The organism is Methylomonas lenta (assembly GCF_001644015.1).
In the GTDB taxonomy this organism is placed as follows: Bacteria; Pseudomonadota; Gammaproteobacteria; order Methylococcales; family Methylomonadaceae; genus Methylomonas; species Methylomonas lenta.
Genome location: NZ_LUUI01000122.1, coordinates 1 through 20,018 on the forward strand (window position 1 = coordinate 1; position 20,018 = coordinate 20,018).

At 47.0% G+C, this 20,018-nt stretch carries 23 protein-coding genes; 6 read left to right on the plus strand and 17 right to left on the minus strand.

Translation table 11 applies throughout. The features are described 5' to 3' along the window. Window positions 1-274: 274 nt before the first annotated feature. The 3 genes from A1359_RS14430 to A1359_RS14440 all read right to left on the minus strand — a co-directional run bounded on the left by A1359_RS14430 (window position 275) and on the right by A1359_RS14440 (window position 2,266). Complete coding sequence (locus tag A1359_RS14430) at window positions 275-808, minus strand: DUF4136 domain-containing protein (RefSeq protein ID WP_066984415.1); 534 nt, start codon at window positions 806-808, stop codon at window positions 275-277. Window positions 809-1,040: 232 nt separating this feature from the next. Then, complete coding sequence (locus tag A1359_RS14435) at window positions 1,041-1,403, minus strand: SpoIIAA family protein (RefSeq protein ID WP_066984418.1); 363 nt, start codon at window positions 1,401-1,403, stop codon at window positions 1,041-1,043. Window positions 1,404-1,435: 32 nt separating this feature from the next. Beyond that, entirely contained in the window at window positions 1,436-2,266 is an 831-nt protein-coding gene (locus A1359_RS14440) for an META domain-containing protein (RefSeq protein WP_083960659.1), read from the minus strand. Between the two features lie 226 nt (window positions 2,267-2,492). Here A1359_RS14440 and A1359_RS14445 point away from each other — a divergent pair, with 226 nt between their 5' ends. Together A1359_RS14445 and A1359_RS14450 are read left to right on the plus strand one after the other, a co-directional pair. Then, window positions 2,493-3,395, plus strand: a complete 903-nt coding sequence (locus A1359_RS14445; RefSeq protein ID WP_066984423.1) for a cation diffusion facilitator family transporter — start codon at window positions 2,493-2,495, stop codon at window positions 3,393-3,395. Between the two features lie 48 nt (window positions 3,396-3,443). After that, entirely contained in the window at window positions 3,444-4,715 is a 1,272-nt protein-coding gene (locus A1359_RS14450) for a D-alanyl-D-alanine carboxypeptidase family protein (RefSeq protein ID WP_066984427.1), read from the plus strand. A gap of 86 nt (window positions 4,716-4,801) precedes the next feature. Here A1359_RS14450 and A1359_RS14455 read toward each other — a convergent pair whose 3' ends face one another. Further along, entirely contained in the window at window positions 4,802-5,008 is a 207-nt protein-coding gene (locus A1359_RS14455; RefSeq protein ID WP_066984429.1) for a SlyX family protein, read from the minus strand. A gap of 132 nt (window positions 5,009-5,140) precedes the next feature. On the opposite strand from A1359_RS14455, the gene A1359_RS14460 reads away from it, so the two are divergent. Genes A1359_RS14460 through A1359_RS14475 form a run of 4 tightly spaced genes read left to right on the plus strand, consistent with a single transcriptional unit; the run spans window position 5,141 to window position 7,847 of the window. Beyond that, window positions 5,141-5,443 carry a DUF6763 family protein gene (locus A1359_RS14460; protein ID WP_066984570.1) on the plus strand — a complete coding sequence of 101 codons (303 nt, stop codon included), beginning with the start codon at window positions 5,141-5,143 and terminating at the stop codon, window positions 5,441-5,443. A 9-nt stretch (window positions 5,444-5,452) separates the two neighbouring features. After that, window positions 5,453-6,304 carry an ATPase gene (locus tag A1359_RS14465; protein WP_066984432.1) on the plus strand — a complete coding sequence of 284 codons (852 nt, stop codon included), beginning with the start codon at window positions 5,453-5,455 and terminating at the stop codon, window positions 6,302-6,304. Between the two features lie 13 nt (window positions 6,305-6,317). Next, window positions 6,318-7,382, plus strand: a complete 1,065-nt coding sequence (gene metA, locus A1359_RS14470; RefSeq protein WP_066984436.1) for a homoserine O-succinyltransferase MetA — start codon at window positions 6,318-6,320, stop codon at window positions 7,380-7,382. After that, window positions 7,383-7,847 (plus strand): nucleoside deaminase, encoded by a 465-nt coding sequence (locus tag A1359_RS14475; RefSeq protein ID WP_066984438.1) that lies wholly within the window; start codon window positions 7,383-7,385, stop codon window positions 7,845-7,847. Window positions 7,848-8,261: 414 nt separating this feature from the next. Here the strand turns inward: A1359_RS14475 and tpx are convergent, their stop codons facing one another. From tpx to queF, 13 genes are all read right to left on the minus strand, one after another. Further along, window positions 8,262-8,768: a thiol peroxidase gene (gene tpx / locus A1359_RS14485; protein ID WP_066984443.1), complete on the minus strand. Its 507-nt coding sequence runs from the start codon at window positions 8,766-8,768 to the stop codon at window positions 8,262-8,264. Between the two features lie 168 nt (window positions 8,769-8,936). After that, window positions 8,937-10,325 carry a ribosome biogenesis GTPase Der gene (gene der, locus A1359_RS14490; RefSeq protein WP_066984446.1) on the minus strand — a complete coding sequence of 463 codons (1,389 nt, stop codon included), beginning with the start codon at window positions 10,323-10,325 and terminating at the stop codon, window positions 8,937-8,939. Between the two features lie 3 nt (window positions 10,326-10,328). After that, window positions 10,329-11,540, minus strand: a complete 1,212-nt coding sequence (bamB, locus tag A1359_RS14495; protein ID WP_083960660.1) for an outer membrane protein assembly factor BamB — start codon at window positions 11,538-11,540, stop codon at window positions 10,329-10,331. A gap of 14 nt (window positions 11,541-11,554) precedes the next feature. Then, window positions 11,555-12,211 (minus strand): YfgM family protein, encoded by a 657-nt coding sequence (locus tag A1359_RS14500; RefSeq protein WP_066984449.1) that lies wholly within the window; start codon window positions 12,209-12,211, stop codon window positions 11,555-11,557. 12 nt (window positions 12,212-12,223) lie between these two features. Continuing rightward, a complete protein-coding gene (gene hisS, locus A1359_RS14505; RefSeq protein ID WP_066984452.1) occupies window positions 12,224-13,531 on the minus strand; it encodes a histidine--tRNA ligase in 1,308 nt (435 codons plus the stop codon). A 21-nt stretch (window positions 13,532-13,552) separates the two neighbouring features. Then, the gene (gene pilW / locus A1359_RS14510; protein ID WP_332310092.1) at window positions 13,553-14,332 is read right to left on the minus strand and encodes a type IV pilus biogenesis/stability protein PilW; all 780 of its coding nucleotides are present in this window, start codon (window positions 14,330-14,332) and stop codon (window positions 13,553-13,555) included. After that, the gene (rlmN, locus tag A1359_RS14515) at window positions 14,304-15,419 is read right to left on the minus strand and encodes a 23S rRNA (adenine(2503)-C(2))-methyltransferase RlmN (RefSeq protein WP_066984458.1); all 1,116 of its coding nucleotides are present in this window, start codon (window positions 15,417-15,419) and stop codon (window positions 14,304-14,306) included. Before rlmN ends, pilW begins: the two co-directional genes overlap by 29 nt. Then, window positions 15,394-15,825, minus strand: coding sequence for a nucleoside-diphosphate kinase (ndk, locus tag A1359_RS14520; RefSeq protein WP_066984461.1), 432 nt, complete (start codon window positions 15,823-15,825; stop codon window positions 15,394-15,396). The genes rlmN and ndk overlap by 26 nt, the downstream gene beginning before the upstream one ends. A gap of 53 nt (window positions 15,826-15,878) precedes the next feature. Next, window positions 15,879-17,726 (minus strand): protein translocase subunit SecD, encoded by a 1,848-nt coding sequence (gene secD, locus A1359_RS14525; RefSeq protein ID WP_066984464.1) that lies wholly within the window; start codon window positions 17,724-17,726, stop codon window positions 15,879-15,881. A gap of 75 nt (window positions 17,727-17,801) precedes the next feature. Beyond that, complete coding sequence (gene yajC / locus A1359_RS14530) at window positions 17,802-18,149, minus strand: preprotein translocase subunit YajC (protein ID WP_083960661.1); 348 nt, start codon at window positions 18,147-18,149, stop codon at window positions 17,802-17,804. A 119-nt stretch (window positions 18,150-18,268) separates the two neighbouring features. Then, a complete protein-coding gene (asd, locus tag A1359_RS14535; RefSeq protein WP_066984470.1) occupies window positions 18,269-19,129 on the minus strand; it encodes an archaetidylserine decarboxylase in 861 nt (286 codons plus the stop codon). Continuing rightward, entirely contained in the window at window positions 19,126-19,410 is a 285-nt protein-coding gene (locus tag A1359_RS14540) for an EscU/YscU/HrcU family type III secretion system export apparatus switch protein (RefSeq protein ID WP_066984473.1), read from the minus strand. Before A1359_RS14540 ends, asd begins: the two co-directional genes overlap by 4 nt. A gap of 7 nt (window positions 19,411-19,417) precedes the next feature. Next, entirely contained in the window at window positions 19,418-19,807 is a 390-nt protein-coding gene (queF, locus tag A1359_RS14545; protein WP_066984476.1) for a preQ(1) synthase, read from the minus strand. Window positions 19,808-20,018: the final 211 nt, after the last annotated feature.

Below are 20,018 nucleotides of genomic sequence, written 5' to 3' on the forward strand. Positions count from 1 at the left end.
CTTAATGGCAGTGATGCTTGAGTGTGCTAACATTATGGTCAATTCTCATCGGATATACAACGACAATCAACCCTCGTTTTCTGCCAAGCAAGCAGCGTCGATTTGTAGCTTAGAAATAGTGGATGTTACTGGGAAGGGGCTTTAATTCAGGCGGTCAGCGTCAGTTGATTAAGGCTGTTATACGCGGAAACATAAAGCCAGATGGACAAGCCGGGGTTTTCTGATGCCCCGGTTGCCTTTTAGAATGGGTTACTTCTGCTAATGTGTAGTTGAGTCAATCTTTCGGCAGTTTTTTGAAAATTTCGGTGACTGCGTAATCCAGGCGTTTGCGAATTCTTTCTTCGGTTGAATTTTGTTGAATATCTCCCATGGCTTCACCCACCCAGATCACGTAGCCGGTTTTGGCATCTATCAAGGCTACAGCCAGTGATGCGGCGGGAACAGTTTCCAGTATGTCTTGCTGGTTATCAGGATTGACTTTCAGCTCCATCGCTTCCATATCTACCCCCATAAAAAAAACTACCTGAAGTTGTGCGTTTTCGGCATAGTTAAAGATGCCGCGTTTGCGCAGCTCTCTATCGATGAGGAATTTGATATTTTCAGCCAGATTGATTTTAGGCGGCTGCCAAATACCTTCGGGGTCATTTAAGGCGGCGATGTCGCCCAGCCAGGTATAGCTTTTATAGTCGCTGAATTGGCTGGTTGTATCAGCTGTGGCCTCGATTTGAATATCCTCTGTGACCGATGTGGCGCAGCCGCTGAGTAAAATAAGTAGCAGGGTAATGCCGATAAAATGAATAGATTTCATGGTTATTCGTTGGTGTTAAAGTTGAAAAAGTGTCACTAAGCTAGCTCAGATTAATGCAATCGCCGGGCTATTTTGCGTTCGATTCAATGATCGATTGCGTAACCGGTCACGGTTGGCACTATATTTTAAATTGTGATTCTTGCCAATGATGGGGTAAAGCCAAGTTGGCTGCTTATCCATCATGTAAGTTAATACAAAGAATGTGGGATTATGCCTTGGATGGAAACAAAGGTTAATCACGCGACAACCAGGCTTGTGCCTCGCTCAGTTGAGTGGTTGGGAAAAATGCGATGTCTATGTCGCGCATAGGGTAGCCAATAAACATAAAAACTTCATCTTTCCATTTTTCGTCGCCGACAAATGCAATCCGATAATTTTTATCATCCTGGTCTGGCAGGAACGAGGTGCTTTCCCAGCCCGGTTCATTGCTCCAGCCTTCGAAATTTTCTAGCTCAATTAAGGTCCGCAAACGAGCGGATTGTTGCGGGCTTTCCTGGTCCAGTACTTGTATGGCTAATAAATCTAATATGGTTAGCTGGCCGCTGATTTTAATCCAGTTTAGGTCTGAGGTTTGTTTGACTATGGAGTAGGGCATGTTTCACCTGTTGATTATCTATAAATAGGCCTTTAATCAGAATTTAGTATTTTAAAGCTGAGCCAAAGTGAGCCGGTTTGATCGCGCAAATATAGCTGGTTTTCGGTTACTTCATAACGGTTGATTTGAGTCAATGCATATAAGAATTGAGCTTCTTGTGCCATCACACCTGCTTCGCCGCAAAACATTCGGGTTGTATGGGCAGGGCCGAATGTGATTTGTTGGTTTTGCAGTGTATAACGAGCAGAAAATTGATTGCAGGCGGCTTTGCCTTGGATTTCGCCGTTGCTAAATTGGGCGGTTGACAGATGGGTGTTTTTATCGGATACCACGCCGCCACGATTATTATTGATACCGCTTGCTTGCCAGTTGGTATTTTCTAAAACTTGTGCCGAGTTTTGGGCGGCAAATGTTAAAAGGGTTTTTTTATTTTGATCCAGCAGCAAAAGCCTGTCGTTTTCCAGTTTAAAGTAAGTGACTTGTGGCAACAGGCTTAAATAGGCTTTTTCCTGCATGTTGAGCGCTGGGCTACAGGCTTTTAGGCTTGAGCCTATTGGGCTGGTCAATTTCAAGTTTTGCGGGTCGCTGATTTGGTATTGGGCGAAATAATTATTACAACCGGCATAACCTGATAGTTGCTGGTTATTAAAGCTTAAATGGATTGCTGATCCAGCCATCGACTGGGTAGCTTGATGGTTTTCATCAAGCCTTGTTTCTAGCATCCAAGTCGAATTTGTTAGTTCTTTTTTGCTGGTAGATGTGGGTTGTTTTGTGGCAACAGAAGGCGTAGCGACACTGTTTTTCTCAGTTGCGCAGGCGCTCAAAAGGCTAACTAAGCCGATCAAAAATAGTTTCATAGTCATGATGGGGATATGTTTGCTTAATATTATTTTGACTAAGCATGAGGCTTACATTGTGTCGATGTCAATTTCAAGATCCGTGGCGTGTTCGTCGGATTTTAGGTTGTAAAAAAATGATCAGGGCCAACTATAATGCCAATAGCTTGGAAATGATGTAAGTTGGTCACCAATGCGTTTATTTTAGCTTGGTTATAAATAGTCTCCGATTATCCTTAAATTTTGAGAAGTCATGTCACACGATAATTCAACTAAAGCCATTGCTTATGCGTTCGCTGCCAATTTTGGTATTGCCATTAGTAAAAGCGCCGCCGCGGTATGGACGGGTTCCGGCTCGCTGTTAGCTGAAGCGATTCATTCATTTGCCGACTGTGGTAATCAGGTGTTGCTGTTTGTCGGCATGAAAAGAGCCTCGCGCCAGGCAACCGCAAAACATCCGATGGGCTTTGGCCGCGAATCTTACATCTGGTCGATGATGGTGGCGATAACCTTGTTCTCGATAGGTGGTTTGTTTTCGATTTATGAAGGTTGGTTGCGGTTTGGTGAACATCATGTGGTGGAAAATACCGGTATTGCACTGCTGGTTTTGCTGGTGGCGGTGGTTTTGGAGGCTTTGTCTTTAAAGGGCGCGATGGGTGCGGTACAAAAAGAAATGGCTGGACGCAGTTTGTGGCAATGGTTTACAGAAACTCATTCCAGTGAATTGATGGTGGTGGTGGGTGAAGATTTGGCTGCCTTGCTGGGGTTGGTGATTGCCTTTGTCATGCTGGGACTGACAATGTTGACCGGAAATGCCGTATACGATGCCATCGGTTCTATCTTGATAGGCATATTATTAGTCGTAGTGGCGCTTTTGGTAGGCAGAGAAGTGCATTCTTTGCTGTTGGGTGAAGCGGATTTTACGATTCGCGATGCCGTAACAGATTATCTTGTTACGCAACCCTCAGTGGTTAACGTGCTGAATGTTTGGGCTGTTAATCATGGCGATCAAGTCATGCTAGTCATCAAAGCCGAATTACGCCCGGATTTAAAGGTCTCAGACGCTGTTATAGCCATCAATTCTATGGAAGTACAAATCAAAAAAATGCATGGTAGGGTGAAATGGGTCTTTTTTGAAATTGATAATTCTGATTAAATGACCGTATCAATCGCTTAGATCAACTATCTGCAGAGAATAAAACCATTGAACGTTGCCGCAAAGACAAAACTCACACTTTTAACAATCGCTTGTTTTCTGTTTCTTAGTTTCCCTGCCTCAGCGCGTTATGCAGCGATCGTAATCGATGCCGATAGCGGTCGTGTAGTACATGAGGTGGAGGCCACTCATCGGTGGTATCCGGCTTCGTTAACCAAGGTCATGACCATCTATATGACATTTTCTGCTTTGCAGGCCGGTAATTTACACCTGAACGATACACTGATTGTGTCCGAGCATGCTTCTCGCCAGCCTAGTTCCAAGTTGGGTTTGCGCAAAGGTCAGGCTATTAACGTCGAACAGGCCATTTTGGCAGTAACGACGCGTTCAGCTAACGATGCGGCGGTCGTTCTAGCGGAAACATTGGGTGGTAGCGAGCGCAATTTTGCCTCCATGATGACGCAACAAGCCCATAGCATGGGGATGTATAATAGCTCGTTTCAAAATGCCAGCGGCTTGCCGGATGAGGGACAGATTAGTAGTGCGCGCGATCTGGCTTTACTATCGGCGGCGTTGATTCGTAATTTTCCACAGTATTACGGCTATTTTTCGGCCAGGGAGTTTGCCTACAAGGGTCGAGTTTTACCGAATACCAATCGTATTTTAAAAACTTATCCCGATGCCGATGGCCTGAAAACCGGCTTTACCTGTGGATCAGGCTATAACCTGATTGCCTCGGCTAAACGAGATGGTCATCGTTTGATCGGTGTGTTACTAGGTGCGCATAGCAGTGCCGAGCGCTTTAAACAAATGGCTAATTTGCTGGACTTGGGGTTTGAAAAATCACATGCCGGTGCTTTGGGTATGCCGGTTAGCCAAATCAGCGATGCTAATTTTGAGCCGCCACCGTTTCAATTATCCTCTAATCGTTGTGCGGGTAGCGCGGAACAAATGGGCGCGGATATCGGATCACATGATCAAGAAGCTATTCATATCAAGCCAGGAAAATCCAGCAAGTCATCGTCTACACGCGCTGGTAAAGCCAAAACTAAAACCGTAGCCAGTAGGGCATCAAGTTCTAACTGGGCAGTATTGTTAGGTGATCACAGTCGGAAAGCCGATGCCGACAGCGATTTAAAACGTGCGAGTTCTATCTTGGGTGCGAGTGCAAACAGTGGCCAGCCGCAGGTTGTTAAAATCAAACTCAAAGGTCGATCAGTTTGGCGTACAGAATGGATCAGGCTGGAAAAAAGTCAGGCCCGTTCATTCTGTAAAAAGCTGCGGACCAAAGGCCGTAACTGCACCTTGTTACCAGGTTAATGTTTGATAACTAGCGATTAGGTTTAATTGTTTTGGCTATCCGATATTATTTCAATCTTGGGTTTCTGCCGGGTGATTTCCTTTTATCAATAATGCGGTGGTCTCTCATCGATAATGTCCGGATTACGGTCTGATTGCGCCATATTTTTAATCTTGTCATGCAGTAGTTTGCAGGTTTTTTCCAGTTTGCCGATTTGTATTTGTTGTTCGGCAACGGCTTGATTCAGCGCCTGTATCAAGTCTTCTTGATAGGCTAGCCTAATTTCCAGTTCGATTATGCGTGCTTCGCTCATGGTTTTTATCGGTAGATTGGAGTGTGGCGGTATTCTAAAGCAAATTGCTTTGCAAAATTGACTAGCTGTTTACACCGGCATGAAAAACTCGGTTATCATTGTTCCAACATCAACAACAGCGAGGATGCGATGATGGCAACGATCACAGATCCGGCCATAGGCCGTTGGTATAAAGACTATGAAAATAATCTCACTTTTAAAGTCGTTGCAATTGATAGCAAGGACGAAACCATCGATGTGCAATACGCCAATGGTGATTTAGGTGAATACGATAACGATGCTTGGTATGCATCGACATTTGACTATATTGAAGACCCTGAAGACTGGAGTGCGCCGTTCGACGATATAGAACCGGACGATCTGGGCTATACCGATCCGGACCGCCACGCACGATCGGATCAGGAAGATTTGGACATAAACAATTTATTGGATTGAGTATTTTTTATGAGAATGACCCCGCAGCAGTTTCTGGATTGGGAATCCAAAAGTATTACACTGCTCGCCATGTCGGGTGCCGGCAAAACCACGCTTTCCAGTAAACTGCCGCAAGCTAAATGGTTTCATTATTCTGGTGATTACCGTATTGGCACCAAATATCTGGAAGAGCCGATACTGGACAATATCAAGCAACAGGCGATGGGCGTGCCGTTTTTACGTGATCTTTTAAGATCGGACTCAATTTATATTTGTAGCAATATTTCGGTCGAAAACTTATCGCCGGTCTCCAGTTTTTTAGGCAAAATTGGCAATCCTGCCAAGGGTGGACTTTCACTGGCTGAATTTAAACGTAGGCAAGCGCTACATCATCAAGCCGAAATTGCAGCGATGAATGATGTGCCGGAGTTTATTCATAAAGCTGAAGATATTTATGGCTACACTCATTTTATAAACGATGCCGGTGGCAGTGTATGTGAGTTGGATTGCCCTGAGGTCATTGAAACACTGGCTAAGCACAGCTTGATTGTCTATATCAAAATTCCACCAGCACTGGAAAAAACCATAATCGAGCGGGCTAAAAAAGAGCCTAAGCCACTGTATTATCGTCCTGAATTTATCGATGAAAAATTAGATATTTTCATGCAGGAGCGCGGCTTCAACTCCACCGATCAGATTGATCCGGATGACTTTGTCGGCTGGGTGTTTCCTGAGTTATTTAAGGCGCGGGTACCGCGTTACGAAGCCATCGCTCAGCAATACGGTTACACCGTCGATGGCGATCAAGTTGCCAAAGTACGTAATGAAGACGATTTTATGCAGCTGATTGCGCAAGCTATTGCGCAGCAAGACAGAATGTGAGCGGTTTTTTGTCATGCCCTTAGTTGCACATACCAATTTGCCGACATTTTGGCGGCTGCAGGATGAAGGCGAAGAAATTCTCACCCCCGATCGTGCCAGTCGTCAATCAATACGCGAGTTACATGTTGGTTTACTGAATATCATGCCGGATGCCGCGCTGGAAGCAACAGAACGGCAGTTTTTCCGTCTGGTAGGTGCCTGTAATCAAATCGCACAGTTTCATGTGCATCCGTTTACCATAGAAGGTTTACAGCGAAGTCCGGCTGCTTTGGAGCATATTCATACTTATTACGAAAGCTTCGAGAAAATCAAACTGGATGGTCTGGATGCGCTAATCATCAGCGGCGCGAATGTCACACATGATCATTTACAGGACGAAGCTTTCTGGCAACCGCTGACTGAAGTGTTTGCTTGGGCCAAACAAAATGTCACCTCTATACTGTGTTCCTGTTTGGCCACCCATGCCTTGATCCAAAGCTGTTACGGCGTCGAAAGGACGCGTTTGCCTGCCAAACGTTGGGGAGTGTTTTCGCATCGGGTTGTCGATAGGCAGCATCCGTTGGTCGCCGAGGTCAATACGCGCTTTGATGTGCCTCATTCCAGATATAACGAGGTATTCAAAGCCGATATGGAAAAACACGGCTTGAAAATTCTGGTGGCTAGCGAAGAAGCTGGTGTGCATTTGGCGGTCAGCCCGGATGGGTTCCGTGTCATATTTTTCCAGGGTCATCCGGAATACGATGACATTAGTTTGTTAAAAGAATATAAACGCGAGGTGATGCGGTTTTATAACGGTGAGCGTGACGATTATCCGCCTTATCCTGAGCATTATTTCGATGTGGCCGTGCAAAATATACTATCGACCTACGCCGAGCATGTTAAGGCAGCCAAACGCGCCGGCGAGCCGATTCAACAGCTACCCGAAGCGCAAATCCTAGAACATTTGGATATCACTTGGCGTGATTCCGCCAAAGCTGTGTTCAACAATTGGCTGGGCAAGGTTTATCAAATTACCAACGAAGATAGACGTCTGCCATTTATGGATGGCATCGATCCTGATAACCCGCTAGGTTTATAAATGCACAGGGAATTTTTACAACAAGCAATTGATTTGGCTTGTGAAAATGTTGTTAATGGAGGCGGTCCTTTTGGCGCGCTGGTGGTGAAAGATCAAATCGTCATTGCCAGTAGCGGCAACCGAGTTACCCCCAATCTCGACCCTACAGCCCATGCTGAGATCATGGCGATACGGCTAGCTTGTCAGTATTTGACTGATTTCCAATTAACCGACTGTACGCTTTATACCAGCTGCGAGCCGTGTCCGATGTGTTTGGGGGCGATCTATTGGGCGCGTCTTAAAGGGGTCTATTTTGCCTGCAACCGCTTCGATGCCGCTGCTGCAGGTTTCGACGATAGTTTTATTTACGATGAAATTCCCAAACAGCCAGCCCAACGCAGGATTGCTATGCAGTATTTGAATCTGCCTGAAGCCGGTTCACCTTTTCAGATCTGGAATCAGTTAGCAGGCAAGATTCGGTATTAGTCAGGTAACTGCAGCGTTTCGGGTGCAATTTAAACTGAGGCGTATTAAGGTAACGCTTCGCGAAGCCAATTTAAAGTCGGGTCTCGGCCCGACAGCCGAGTTTCTTTCTTTTGCTCGGCCAAAAGAAAGAAACCAAAGAAAAGGCCGCCCCGATGCCGCCTTGATCCTGCGCTTCTCGCTTTTGTCGAGGGTTTTCCGAAGGGGCTTCCTTGCCCCTCGAAAAACGCGCGGCATATCCCTGCCGCGCCCCTTGCGGGCTACTCTCGACAAAAACTTCGATGCTCGGGACGGCATAAGGGGATTAAAAGCATGCCTTCGGCATTTTTCTGCTTCGCGGTTTTTTAGCAAAGTCTCAATCCTCAAAAGGATTTACGCCTCAGTTTGAATCGAACCCCAGCGTTCCCAAAAAAAGGCTTAATCAACAGCCGCTAAAGCAGCTAGCGCGCTGGCATAATCCGGCTCATCGGCGATTTCGCTGACTAATTGGTTATAAATGACCTTGTCATTCTCATCAATGATGATGATGGCGCGCGCCGTCAATCCCGCCAGAATGCTATCTAAAAGTTCAACCCCATAGTCATGCGCAAAGCCGGAGCGGAAAGTTGACAGAGCCGTGATGTGTTTGATGCCTTCGATTTCGCAAAAGCGGGCTTGAGCGAAGGGCAGGTCGGCGGAGATGGTCAGCACCTCGGTATTATGCAGGTGGGCGGCTTTTTCGTTGAACTTTCGGGTGGAGGTAGCGCAGGTAGGTGTGTCCAAACTAGGCACGATATTCATCACTTTACGTTTACCGGCAAATGCACTTAAACCGACATCCTGCATTTTGCGGTTGGTCAGTTTGAAGTCGGGAGCGCTACTGCCGACTGCCGGTAGGTCGCCGATAGTGTTGATAGGTTTGCCTTGAAAGGTAATGGTTGCCATAGTGATGCTCCTGAGTGAAGATGATTTTTAAGGCACAAGGCACAAGGCACAAGGCACAAGGCACAAGGCACAAGGCACAAGGCACAAGGCGAATGGTTGGACAAATTTCCAGGCAAGCCGCTAAAATTTTTTCGCCTTTCGCCTTTCGCCTTTCGCCTTTCGCCTTAATTACTTACGTTTAGTGAAATTGATCAAGCGTTTACGCTTCTTAATCTGTCGATCGCTAAGTTTGTTTTTTAGGCCATGGAATGGGTTTTCCGGCGATTTAAATATTAACCTGACCGGCGTGCCTTTCAGTTTTAACTGATCGCGAAAATAGTTCATCAAGTAACGTTTGTATGCGACAGGCAAGGAATCGGTTTGCACGCCGTGAATCACAACCACGGGTGGATTGCGCCCACCTTGATGAGCATATTTCAGTTTGATACGGCGACCACCGACTAACGGTGGTTGATGAGCGGCAAGGGCGTCGCTCAATATGCGGGTCAACACGGGTGTTGACATATCGGTCATCGCCGCATCGTATAAACTATGTACCACGTCAAACAATTTACCAACACCACTACCGTGCAGTGCTGAAATGGGATGTTTTTCAGCAAATTCCAAAAATGTCAGCTTCATTTCGATCTGTTTTTTTACAAAGGCACGGTGTTCTGCATTCAGTCCGTCCCATTTGTTTAAACCGATAATCAATGCCCGACCGGCTTCTAAAACCAGGCCTAAAATATGCGCATCCTGATCGGTGACGCCTTCCTGGGCATCGATCAGATAAATCACCACATGCGCTTTTTCGATCGATTGCAGGGATTTGATGATGCTGAATTTTTCTACCGTCAAGGATACACGGGAGCGGCGGCGCATGCCGGCAGTATCGATCAGGGTGAATTTTTGGCCGTTGCGTTCGAACGGGATATAAATACTGTCGCGAGTAGTGCCGGCTTCATCAAATACCACTACCCGTTCTTCACCTAGCAGGCGGTTGACCAGCGTAGATTTCCCCACATTGGGACGGCCGACGATAGCGATGGCGATGCCTGGGTCTTGTTCTTCAAATTCGTCATCAACAGGCGGTATCAGATCGTCGATACGATCAAGTAATTCGTGCACATTACGGCCGTGGGAAGCTGCAATTGGCACTGGTTCGCCCAGCGCCAGACTGAAGAAATCGTGAGTCACCGTATTGCTATCGATGCCATCGACTTTGTTCACCACTAGCACTATCGGTTTGCCGAGTTTGCGCAACATATCGGCAATGGCTTCGTCAGAGGCGTTAATGCCGTCGCGGGCGTCGACCATGAAAAAGACCACATCGGCTTCCTGCAGGGCAATTTCGACTTGCTTCTTGGCGAAGACGTCGATGCCTTCTTGGTCGTCTGTTATGCCGCCAGTATCGACCACCAGGCAATCGCGTTCGCCTCGTTGGACGCGGCCGTATTGCCGGTCGCGGGTCAGGCCGGGATAGTCAGCAACCAAGGCTTCGCGGCTGCGGGTTAAATAATTGAATAGGGTGGATTTGCCGACATTGGGTCGGCCTACCAGGGCGATAACGGGTAACATGGATTATCGTGCTCTCAGGGCGGCTAGAGTGCCGTCTTTGGCGTAAATGTATACAGTGCCGTCGATGATGAGCGGTTTGGCTTCAATCGGCGAATCTGCGATTTGGATGCGACCGAGCTGCCTGCCGTCGCTGATAGATAGCCAATGCACATAACCTTCAAAGTCGCCGACGACAACGTAATTGCCGTAAACCACGGCAGCCGTAAGTTGACGGTTGTGCAAATCTTTTTGTTTCCACAACGAGGCGCCGTTGCGTTGATCCAGTTGCGACACTTCGCTGTGGGTGTCGCTGATGTATAGGTAGCGAAAGTCGGCGCTGATGCCGGTATACGATGAAATGTCTTCGTTTCGCCAGATGACATCGCCGTCAATTTCAGATACTGATGAGGTGCCGCCTTGAAAACTGGAGACATATATTGCACCACGATTTTCTACTGGGTCCACATCCAGATCGACTAGTCGCTCCACTTCAGAGCGGCCGCTGGGGATGGCGATAGTGGATTCCCACAGGCTTTTTCCATCCTTCAGTTGTAAGGCCTGCAACTTGCCATTGGCAGAGCCGATGATAACGGTGCTTTCGATGACCAATGGTGCGCCGGCACCACGGATACTCAAGGCCGGTACACTGTTCTCGGCTATCCAAACCTGAGTGCCATCATCTTCGCGCAACGCAATGACTTTGCCATCGGTGGTACGCACAATCACGATGCCATCAGCAATTACGGGAACTGCCTGTACTTCGCTAGGTACGGTAGTCAGCCATTTTTGTTCGCCGTTCGCGATGTCATAGGCAATGACTTCGCCAGACGTGCAGCCGATAATGAGTGCTCCACGTGCCAAGCTTGGTCCGGATGAAAAAGCGTATTCGTTGTCAGTTTCCCAGACCAGATCACCGTCAGTGGTATTGCGTGCCTGTAAGGTGCCATATCGGTCGGCTGCATAGATTCTGTCGCCTTGTACGGTTGGAATCAATTTCAGGTATTGCTTGTCAGCGCCGTTACCTACGGATGCTTTCCATACTTCTTCGATCTGCACTTCAGCTTGATATTCAGTCAGCACAGCCGGCGGATCGGAGCTGTCATCTTCACCAAAGATTGCGTCTGACAATCCCGAGATCATGTCGCGGCCGGCATCCAGACCAGCGCATCCGGTCAGTAAGGACAAACAGATCAGCAAAGGGATTAAGCTGCGAATTATTTTAGGCTCGGTGGTCATGGGGTAATCGGCTGCTATTGTTTAGTAGCTGCAGGATTAAACGCAGGCGCTGTGATGTCGTCCAGTTTGAACTGTGTCAGCGGAGTAGCCTGATTGGTTTTGATGGCATTTTGATAAGCATTGCGCGCTTCATCCAACCTATCCATAGCGACATATATGTCACCTTCCAGCTCGTCATAACTAGCAGCAAAGCCTTCAATTTTGGATGGGTCAACTTCGGCAATCAGTTTCAGGCCTTGTTCATATTCAGCATTGGCTAGTAACAATTGAATTAAACGTAGGCGGGCAACATTTTGCAACTCCTGACTGCCGGCATTGTGCACTTGTTGCTGCAAAATAGCTTTTGCAGCTTCTATGTCGCCTTGTTCCACTTTGCTTTTAGCTTTTGCGAGCGCAGCAAAATGCGCATAAGCCAATGAATTGTATTCAACTGACAACTGATCAGCCAGTTTATCAATCGTAGCGTAATCGTTTTTTGCCGAACTATCCAACAGTTGTTGATAAAGTTGCGATGCTTGGTTACGTTGTTCCAGTTGATGGTTTTGCCATACATTCCAGCCACTCACCAGCACAATGGCTGTTATTACGCCGGCAATCAACGAGGTGTTGTTGGCTTCCCACCATTTTTTTAGCTGTTCGACTTGTTCTTCTTCAGTATCGTAAATTGCCACGGTATTTCTCGGTTAGTTTTTATGTAAAAGAGGTTTGTTAGCATGCCATTGCTTAAGGTAATCCAGCAATGCGCTGTGCTTCAGGTTGGTTTGTTCCTGTTCAATGCGTAACGATTTTAAAGCCACTTCACCGCGTTGGGCTTCATCATCACCAATGATAATCGCAAAAGCAGCGCCGGACTTGTCTGCTTTTTTAAATTGGCTTTTAAAGCTGCCGCCACCACAATTGAGTTGAAGTTTCAGGCCGGCAATTGCATCACGCAGTTGTTCGCTCAAAAGCAGGCCGGCTTTTTCGGCTTCCGCACCGACACGAATTATATAGATATCTACATTAGGTTCTACGACAACGTTTTCCAGTTGTTCAACTAAAGCTAATATACGCTCCATGCCCATGGCAAAGCCTATGGCATGGTTGGGTTTGCCGCCCAGTTGTTCAATTAGACCATCATAACGACCGCCAGCACATATTGTGCCCTGAGCGCCCAGTTCGTCAGTCACCCATTCGAAAACGGTCTTGCCGTAATAATCCAAGCCGCGTACCAAGCGAGTGTTCAGTTGATAACTGACGCCCAAATCATCCAACATGATTTTCAAGCTGTTGAAGTGTTGCAGGCTGTCTTCGCCCAGATGCTCTAATAATACTGGAGCTTCGCGTAACATCAATTGCATGCTGGGATTTTTGCTGTCCAGAATACGCAAAGGATTGGTTTCCAGGCGGCGTAAACTATCTTCATCCAGAACGTCGATATGATGTTTAAAGTATTCGACCAAAGTATCGCGATAAGCGCTACGTTCATCGGTGGTGCCTAGGGAGTTTAATTGCAGTTCGACTTTGTCACGAATACCGAGTTGTTTCCATAATCGGTCGGTTAACAAGATGACTTCTGCATCAATGTCTGGACCTGGCATGCCATAGGTTTCGACGCCCAGTTGATAAAACTGCCGATAACGGCCTTTTTGTGGGCGTTCGTGGCGAAACATGGGGCCGTAATACCATAAGCGATGGCTTTGATTATGCAGTAAACCGTGTTCCAGACAAGCACGTAAACAGCCGGCAGTACCCTCCGGGCGCAAGGTGAGGGAATCACCGTTTCTATCTTCAAACGTGTACATTTCTTTTTCGACGATATCGGTAACTTCACCGATAGAGCGTTTGAATAGCTCGGTTTTCTCCACGATAGGCAAACGGATTTCCTGGTAGCCGTATGCGGCCAAGACTTGTCTGGTATGGTGTTCCAGCCATTGCCAATAGGGGGATTGTTCGGGCAGAACGTCGTGCATTCCGCGGATGGCCTGAATAGCCTGTTGTTGTTTTGCCATGTGTATTTTTTGTTACTGGATTTATTTACTGATCGCGGTTTTGGCTTCTTGTGCCTGTTTGGAAGTCGGAAAAGCGGTCATTAATTGTTCTTTATAATTTTCAGCAGCTGAGCGGTTACCCAAAGCCCGTTCGGTTTGAAAACCAAGCCAGAGAGATTCCGGAGTATGCTTAGCCGCCGCTTGATAGCGTTCCAAAAATGCCCGTGCCGACATATATTGTTGCTTGTTATAACTAATTTTCAGCATTTCCAGCAGTGCGGGGGCGTATGCCGGATTGATTTGCAAGGCGCGTCGAAAATATTCCTCGCCTTGCACGGCATCATTTTGTTGTATGTAACAAATACCTATATTACTCAGTTCCAGCCATGTCCGATTGTTCATGGGGTCGTCGAGCGATTCTTGCATCAACAACATGCCTTTTTCATATTGGCCGCGTTCGCATAAAAAACGACCGTAGTTGTTTTTGATGTAGTAGCTGGTATTGTCTTTATTAATGGCTGATTGATAAAACTCTTCTGCTTTCTCGTATTCCTTGATGCGTTCGTAAAACACACCCAAGGCATTCAAAATTTCTGGGTTTCTGGGTTCAAGGTTATAGGCGGTGTCCAGTTTTTCTTGCGCTACCTCCAGCATGCCCATGTCCAGATATCGCACACCCATTTGTAAATTCAGCTTGGCTTCTTCGCTGTTGCTCATGCTGTTGGCTGGCATCAGGCCGCATGCACAAGTAGTTGCGCAAACGGCGATGAAAACAACGTATCGCAGTGTCGGCTTAAACGACATTAGAGGCAGCCTTCGCATTTTGCAATTTTAGGTGTCTACGGCTCTTGTCTTGCACTTTTCCAACTAATTGTCCGCAGGCGGCATCAATATCTTCGCCACGGGTTTTGCGTATGGTAGTGACTATGCCGGCGTTATGTAGCACATCACGGAATTTCAAAATGACGTTGCTTTCAGAGCAGCGATACGATGACTGCGGGAACGGATTAAACGGAATCAGGTTAACCTTGGATGGTACGTTCTTTAGCAGTTTTGCCAAGGTTCTGGCATCATTTAGGCTGTCATTGATGCCATCCAGCATCACATATTCAAATGTGATGTGTTTGCGCGGACCGTCTTTGGCGTAAGCGCGGCAGGCTTCCATTAACTCAGCCAATGGATATTTGATGTTGATGGGGACCAATTGGTCGCGCAGTGCGTCATTGGGTGCGTGCAGAGATACTGCCATGCTGACGTCACAGACTTCATTCAGACGGTTCATGGCCGGCACTACGCCAGAGGTGCTGATGGTGACCCTGCGTTTGGATAAACCATAAGCGAAATCGTCCATCATCAAGTTCATGGCTGCGACGACGTTATCAAAATTCAGTAAAGGTTCGCCCATGCCCATCATGACCACATTGGTTATGCGGCGCTCGGGACCAACCCGTTGCTGCGCCAGATAAAGCTGGCCGATAACTTCGGCTGTGGACAAGTTGCGATTAAAGCCTTGTTGGGCAGTCGAGCAAAAGCTGCATGCCAGGGCGCAGCCTACTTGAGACGAAATACACAAGGTGGCGCGACGTTCTTCTGGGATGAAAACCGTTTCTATCCGGTTGCCGCAATGGGTTTGCATGACCCATTTGCAGGTGCCATCCGAGGCCAATTGTTCGGTTACGATTTCCGGGGTTTGGATCTGGCAGTTTTCTTTCAAATAACTGCGCAACGATTTGCTCAGGTTGGTCATTTCGTCAAATTCGACGACGCCTTCCTGATAAATCCATTTCAGCAATTGAGTGGCGCGAAAGGGTTTTTCGCCAAGACCGACAAAAAAGGCTTGTAGGCCTTTTCTGTCGAAATCCAGCAGATTAATCAGCGCCGGCTTAACGGATGCGGTCGCAGAGTTCATCGGCAGAGAAGAAGTAAGCGATTTCTTTTGCAGCGGATTCAGCTGCATCGGAACCGTGCACAGCATTTTCGTCGATGCTGACAGCGAAGTCTGCGCGGATGGTGCCGGCTGCGGCTTCTTTAGGATTGGTAGCACCCATCAGGTCGCGGTTTTTCATGACAGCGTTCTCGCCTTCCAATACTTGAGCAACGATAGGGCCAGAAGTCATGAACTTAACTAGGTCATTGAAGAAAGGGCGTTCTTTATGTTCTGCGTAGAAGCCTTCGGCTTGTTCTTTGCTTAATTGCATCATTTTTGATGCGACCACGCGCAAACCATTTTTTTCAAAGCGGCTGACAATTTCTCCAATCACATTTTTAGCGACTGCATCGGGCTTAATGATAGAGAAAGTACGTTCAATTGCCATTTTTAAACTCCAAGGGTAAGGTTAATGATAAAAAACTGTTAATTATATGGGGTCTAGATTGAAATCTTTTCCAAGCGATGGTCGCCACCGTAAATCCAGTTGACCAGCATGCGGGTGCCGGTAATGGCCGTGAACATCGAGGTCAAAATGCCTAAAGACAACACGACCGCAAACCCTTTTACAGGGCCTGTGCCGAAACCGAATAGCAACAGAGCCACTAACAAGGTGGTGACATTAGAATCTAAAATAGTAGCAAAGGCTTTTTCGTAACCCACGTAAATACTGGCTTGCGGGCTATTGCCATTGCGTAGTTCTTCACGGATACGTTCGTTGATCAGTACGTTGGCATCCACCGCCATGCCCATGGTCAGGACGATACCGGCCATACCTGGAAGCGTTAGCGTGGCTTGCAATAACGACAGAATGGCGGTCAACAGTACCACATTGAAAATCAAGGCAAAGTTGGCGATCAAGCCAAATGCGCGGTAGTAAATCAGCATAAACACCACCACCAGTAGGAAGCCGATGTTAATTGAGGTCATGCCTTGGTCGATGTTTTCTTGTCCCAGGCTAGGGCCGACCGTGCGTTCTTCGACGATTTCAACCGGAGCGGCTAGCGCACCTGCTCTTAACAATAAGGCCAGGGTGCGGGCTTCTTGTGGACTGTCTAGGCCGGTGGTTTGGAAGCGTTTGCTGAATGAATCGCGAATAGTGGCGACACTGATGACTTTTTCAATTTTTTCCTTATGTTGAACTTTTTTGCCGTCGACGATTTGAGTATCCGATTTATATTCGATGAATACAACTGCCATCGGTTTGCCAATATTATCTTGGGTAAATTTACCCATTTTTTTCGCACCGATACCGTCCAATGTGATGAAAACGGCAGCTTGACCATCTTGATCCAGGCCGGAAGAGGCATCGGTAATCTGGTCGCCGGTCACAATCACGGAGCGTTTCAGCAAAACTGGCGCGCCGTTTTTATCCTTGTACAAGCGACTGCCGACGGGAACATGGCCTTCGACGGCGGTTTTGACGTCGTGTTCGACATCGACTGAGCGGTATTCCAGTGTGGCGGTTGTGCCCAGTAATTCTTTGGCGCGTGCTGTGTCCTGTACGCCGGGTAATTGCACCACGATGCGGCTGCTACCTTGTTGTTGGATGATAGGCTCAGCTACACCCAGTTCATTGACTCGATTACGCAATGTGGTGATGTTTTGATCCAGTGCGGCTTTTTTAATGGCAATGATTTCACGTTCCGGCATTGTCAATAAAAATTCATTCGGGCCGTTTTCAGTCAAATCCAGATTATGAAAATCTTTGTCCAGCACTTGGGCAGCGATTACCCGGTTTTCTTCATCAGTTAGAACAACTTTTATACCATCGGATTCTTTGCTGACCGATTGATAGCGGACTTTAGCATCTCTAAAGGCGCTACGGATATCGTTGATATATCGCTCATCAGCTTGTTTCAAAGCGGTGTCCATATCGACTTCCAGCAGAAAATGAACCCCACCACGTAAATCCAGGCCAAGGTACATGGGTTCCGCGCCGAGCGCTCTGAGCCAATCAGGGGTTGCGGGTGCTAGATTAAGGGCTACGGTAGCTTGGCCGGACATTTTGTTTCTAAGCATGTCGGCAGCTTTCATTTGCTCGTCGGTATTTTGGAAGCGCGCCAGAACTTTACCGTCTTTGAATTCAAATGACTTTAATTCAAAGCCAGCATCTTTAAGGCTGCTAGCCACTTCATCAGCCTGGTTTTGCTGCAACGGTGTTGCGTTGCTGGAAGCAAGCTGTACCGCAGGATCGTTACCAAAAAGATTTGGTAGGGAATAAAGAATGGCGAAAACCAGAACGGTCAGGACCAGAATGTTTTTCCAAAGTGGGAAATGATTTTGCATAGTTATTCCGTTAAAAGCAGGGACAGCTGTGCCGCTACCAAAGATCGGGGATTGATGAGTATGTGGAAATAAAACTTAAACCGAAGATTTTTTGTTCAAGGTTTTATAAGTGCCTTTGGGCATCATGTTGGCAATGGCATGGCGCTGTACTTGGATAAAATAGTTGTCGGCGACTTCCAGTTTGACGAAATTGTCATCCAGTTCTGCGACTTTGCCCAAAATACCACCGGTGGTAACCACTTCCGAGCCTTTATTCAATGCAGCCAACATTTGTTTTTGTTCTTTGTTGCGTTTGGATTGCGGGCGAATGAACAGAAAATAAAAAAACACTAAAATACCTAAAGGAAACAGCATACCTTCAAAACCGGGTTGACTGGCTGCTGGTGCGGCTTGGGCCATGGCATCAGATATAAAAAAGCTCATTGTTATCCTCTTAAAATTATAATTGTCGTATTGTAATTGATATCTGGCATCTGACCAGAAAGTTCGGCATTATGCCACACTCGTGTCGGTTATCACATTTCTGGGTTGTTTTCAGGTTGTCATAAAAAACTATGACCTATTTGCTCACCCAGTTTAACGGGCTTGCCGGCTGCCAGTGTCTCGTCCCAGGCGATTTTATCTTTGCCGAACAGTACGATGATGGTCGACCCCATGTTGAAACGGCCCATTTCCTCGCCTTTTGCCAGTTTTGGCGCGTTGTCTTGATACTGCCAAAAACGGGGTTCGCTGATGGTGGGGGGGGTTACCACGCCATGCCAGACGGTTTCTACGCTGGAGACAAAAATTGCACCGACTAAAACAAGGGCCATTGGGCCAGCTTCTGTGTCAAAGATACAGGCTACTCGCTCATTGCGGGCGAACAAATTGGGTACGGCATTAACCGTAGCGTTGTTGACGCTGAACAGGCGGCCGGGAATATGTACCATTTCTTTTAGGGTGCCGGCCAAGGGCATGTGTAGGCGGTGATAATCTTTCGGCGATAAATAAATGGTGGTAAATGAGCCGTTTTCAAAAGCTTTGGCACGATCAGCATCACCACCCAATAATTCCAGTGCTGTGTAGTCGTGGCCTTTGGCTTGAAAAATTCTGCCATCTTTGATGGCTCCTGCCTGGCTAACAGCGCCATCGGCCGGGCAGGCAATGGCATTGGCGTCAGCTGCAATCGGTCTGGCACCTTCCTTTAATTCGCGGGTAAAGAAATGATTAAAGCTAGGGTAGTGATCCAGCGACTGAAATTTGGCTTCGCTGATGTTTACACCATACAGTCGGATAATCAGCCTAATGAATTGATTCTTAAATAGCGTGTGCTCGCAATGCGTAAGCTTAGCCATCAATCCAGATAAGAAATGATGCGGTAAAACGTATTGAGGTAAAACGGTTAATAGGGTTTTTAAAGTCATGATTCGTTGTCGGGTGTTTTTCCGCTGATAAAGTAGGCAAAAGCGATTACTTCAGCGACGGCTATATATAATTGTTGCGGAATTTCATCGCCGAGTGGTACTTGCGCCAGAATGCGCGCCAATTCGGGTTCGTTTTGCAGCGGAACGCCGTGCTTTTCTGCGATTGCCAGAATTTGCTGAGCGGTAAAGCCTTCGCCTTTGGCGGTGACTTTAGGTGCATTTTTGCCGTCGTATTGCAGGGCAACGGCAATGTCGCTGTTATAGAAGGTTCTGCCGCTCACGCTTGAATTAAGGTAGGTTGACCAATTCCGGCACTTGCCAGACAGGATTGCGGTGTTCGGCTATCACTGTGGTGTAAATGCCGCCACGCACATTAAATTCGGCTCTTAGTCGCATGAAATTAGGGGCAATCGCCGCAACGATGTGATCCAGAATCTCGTTGGTAACCGCTTCATGAAACGCACCGCGTTCACGGAATGTCCACATATAGAGTTTTAGCCCCTTTAATTCGACACATAGCTTGGCGGGTACATATTCGATAATCAGCTTGGCAAAGTCAGGCTGGCCTGTCATTGGGCACAAGCAGGTGAATTCCGGAATATCGATACGAATGGTAAAATCACGCTCGGGTTTAGGATTTTCGAAGGTGATGAGGTCTGAATTAGGTTTTGTCGTCATAAAAAATATTTGTTATGGATGGTTTTAGCTTTGAGTTTTTAGATTTACTTATCTCTCGCTGCAAATTTTATCAGCTCTGAACACAGAAAAAATTAAACTTTAACGTCAGTAGTTTGAAATACACGGCGATATTTTTGAGTGCTACATGGCATTTTTGTGAATATGAACCAACAATAATTCTTTATTGGGGTAGGATCCCACAGATAGCAGT

What these genes read in the sequence shown, in the direction of transcription:
- A1359_RS14430 (WP_066984415.1), bottom strand. Translation starts at nt 808, where the DNA reads ATGAAATCTATTCATTTTATCGGCATTACCCTGCTACTTATTTTACTC.
- A1359_RS14435 (WP_066984418.1), bottom strand. Translation starts at nt 1,403, where the DNA reads ATGCCCTACTCCATAGTCAAACAAACCTCAGACCTAAACTGGATTAAA.
- A1359_RS14440 (WP_083960659.1), bottom strand. Translation starts at nt 2,266, where the DNA reads ATGACTATGAAACTATTTTTGATCGGCTTAGTTAGCCTTTTGAGCGCC.
- A1359_RS14445 (WP_066984423.1), top strand. Translation starts at nt 2,493, where the DNA reads ATGTCACACGATAATTCAACTAAAGCCATTGCTTATGCGTTCGCTGCC.
- A1359_RS14455 (WP_066984429.1), bottom strand. Translation starts at nt 5,008, where the DNA reads ATGAGCGAAGCACGCATAATCGAACTGGAAATTAGGCTAGCCTATCAA.
- A1359_RS14460 (WP_066984570.1), top strand. Translation starts at nt 5,141, where the DNA reads ATGGCAACGATCACAGATCCGGCCATAGGCCGTTGGTATAAAGACTAT.
- A1359_RS14465 (WP_066984432.1), top strand. Translation starts at nt 5,453, where the DNA reads ATGAGAATGACCCCGCAGCAGTTTCTGGATTGGGAATCCAAAAGTATT.
- metA (WP_066984436.1), top strand. Translation starts at nt 6,318, where the DNA reads ATGCCCTTAGTTGCACATACCAATTTGCCGACATTTTGGCGGCTGCAG.
- A1359_RS14475 (WP_066984438.1), top strand. Translation starts at nt 7,383, where the DNA reads ATGCACAGGGAATTTTTACAACAAGCAATTGATTTGGCTTGTGAAAAT.
- tpx (WP_066984443.1), bottom strand. Translation starts at nt 8,768, where the DNA reads ATGGCAACCATTACCTTTCAAGGCAAACCTATCAACACTATCGGCGAC.
- der (WP_066984446.1), bottom strand. Translation starts at nt 10,325, where the DNA reads ATGTTACCCGTTATCGCCCTGGTAGGCCGACCCAATGTCGGCAAATCC.
- bamB (WP_083960660.1), bottom strand. Translation starts at nt 11,540, where the DNA reads ATGACCACCGAGCCTAAAATAATTCGCAGCTTAATCCCTTTGCTGATC.
- hisS (WP_066984452.1), bottom strand. Translation starts at nt 13,531, where the DNA reads ATGGCAAAACAACAACAGGCTATTCAGGCCATCCGCGGAATGCACGAC.
- pilW (WP_332310092.1), bottom strand. Translation starts at nt 14,332, where the DNA reads ATGCGAAGGCTGCCTCTAATGTCGTTTAAGCCGACACTGCGATACGTT.
- rlmN (WP_066984458.1), bottom strand. Translation starts at nt 15,419, where the DNA reads ATGAACTCTGCGACCGCATCCGTTAAGCCGGCGCTGATTAATCTGCTG.
- ndk (WP_066984461.1), bottom strand. Translation starts at nt 15,825, where the DNA reads ATGGCAATTGAACGTACTTTCTCTATCATTAAGCCCGATGCAGTCGCT.
- secD (WP_066984464.1), bottom strand. Translation starts at nt 17,726, where the DNA reads ATGCAAAATCATTTCCCACTTTGGAAAAACATTCTGGTCCTGACCGTT.
- yajC (WP_083960661.1), bottom strand. Translation starts at nt 18,149, where the DNA reads ATGAGCTTTTTTATATCTGATGCCATGGCCCAAGCCGCACCAGCAGCC.
- asd (WP_066984470.1), bottom strand. Translation starts at nt 19,129, where the DNA reads ATGACTTTAAAAACCCTATTAACCGTTTTACCTCAATACGTTTTACCG.
- queF (WP_066984476.1), bottom strand. Translation starts at nt 19,807, where the DNA reads ATGACGACAAAACCTAATTCAGACCTCATCACCTTCGAAAATCCTAAA.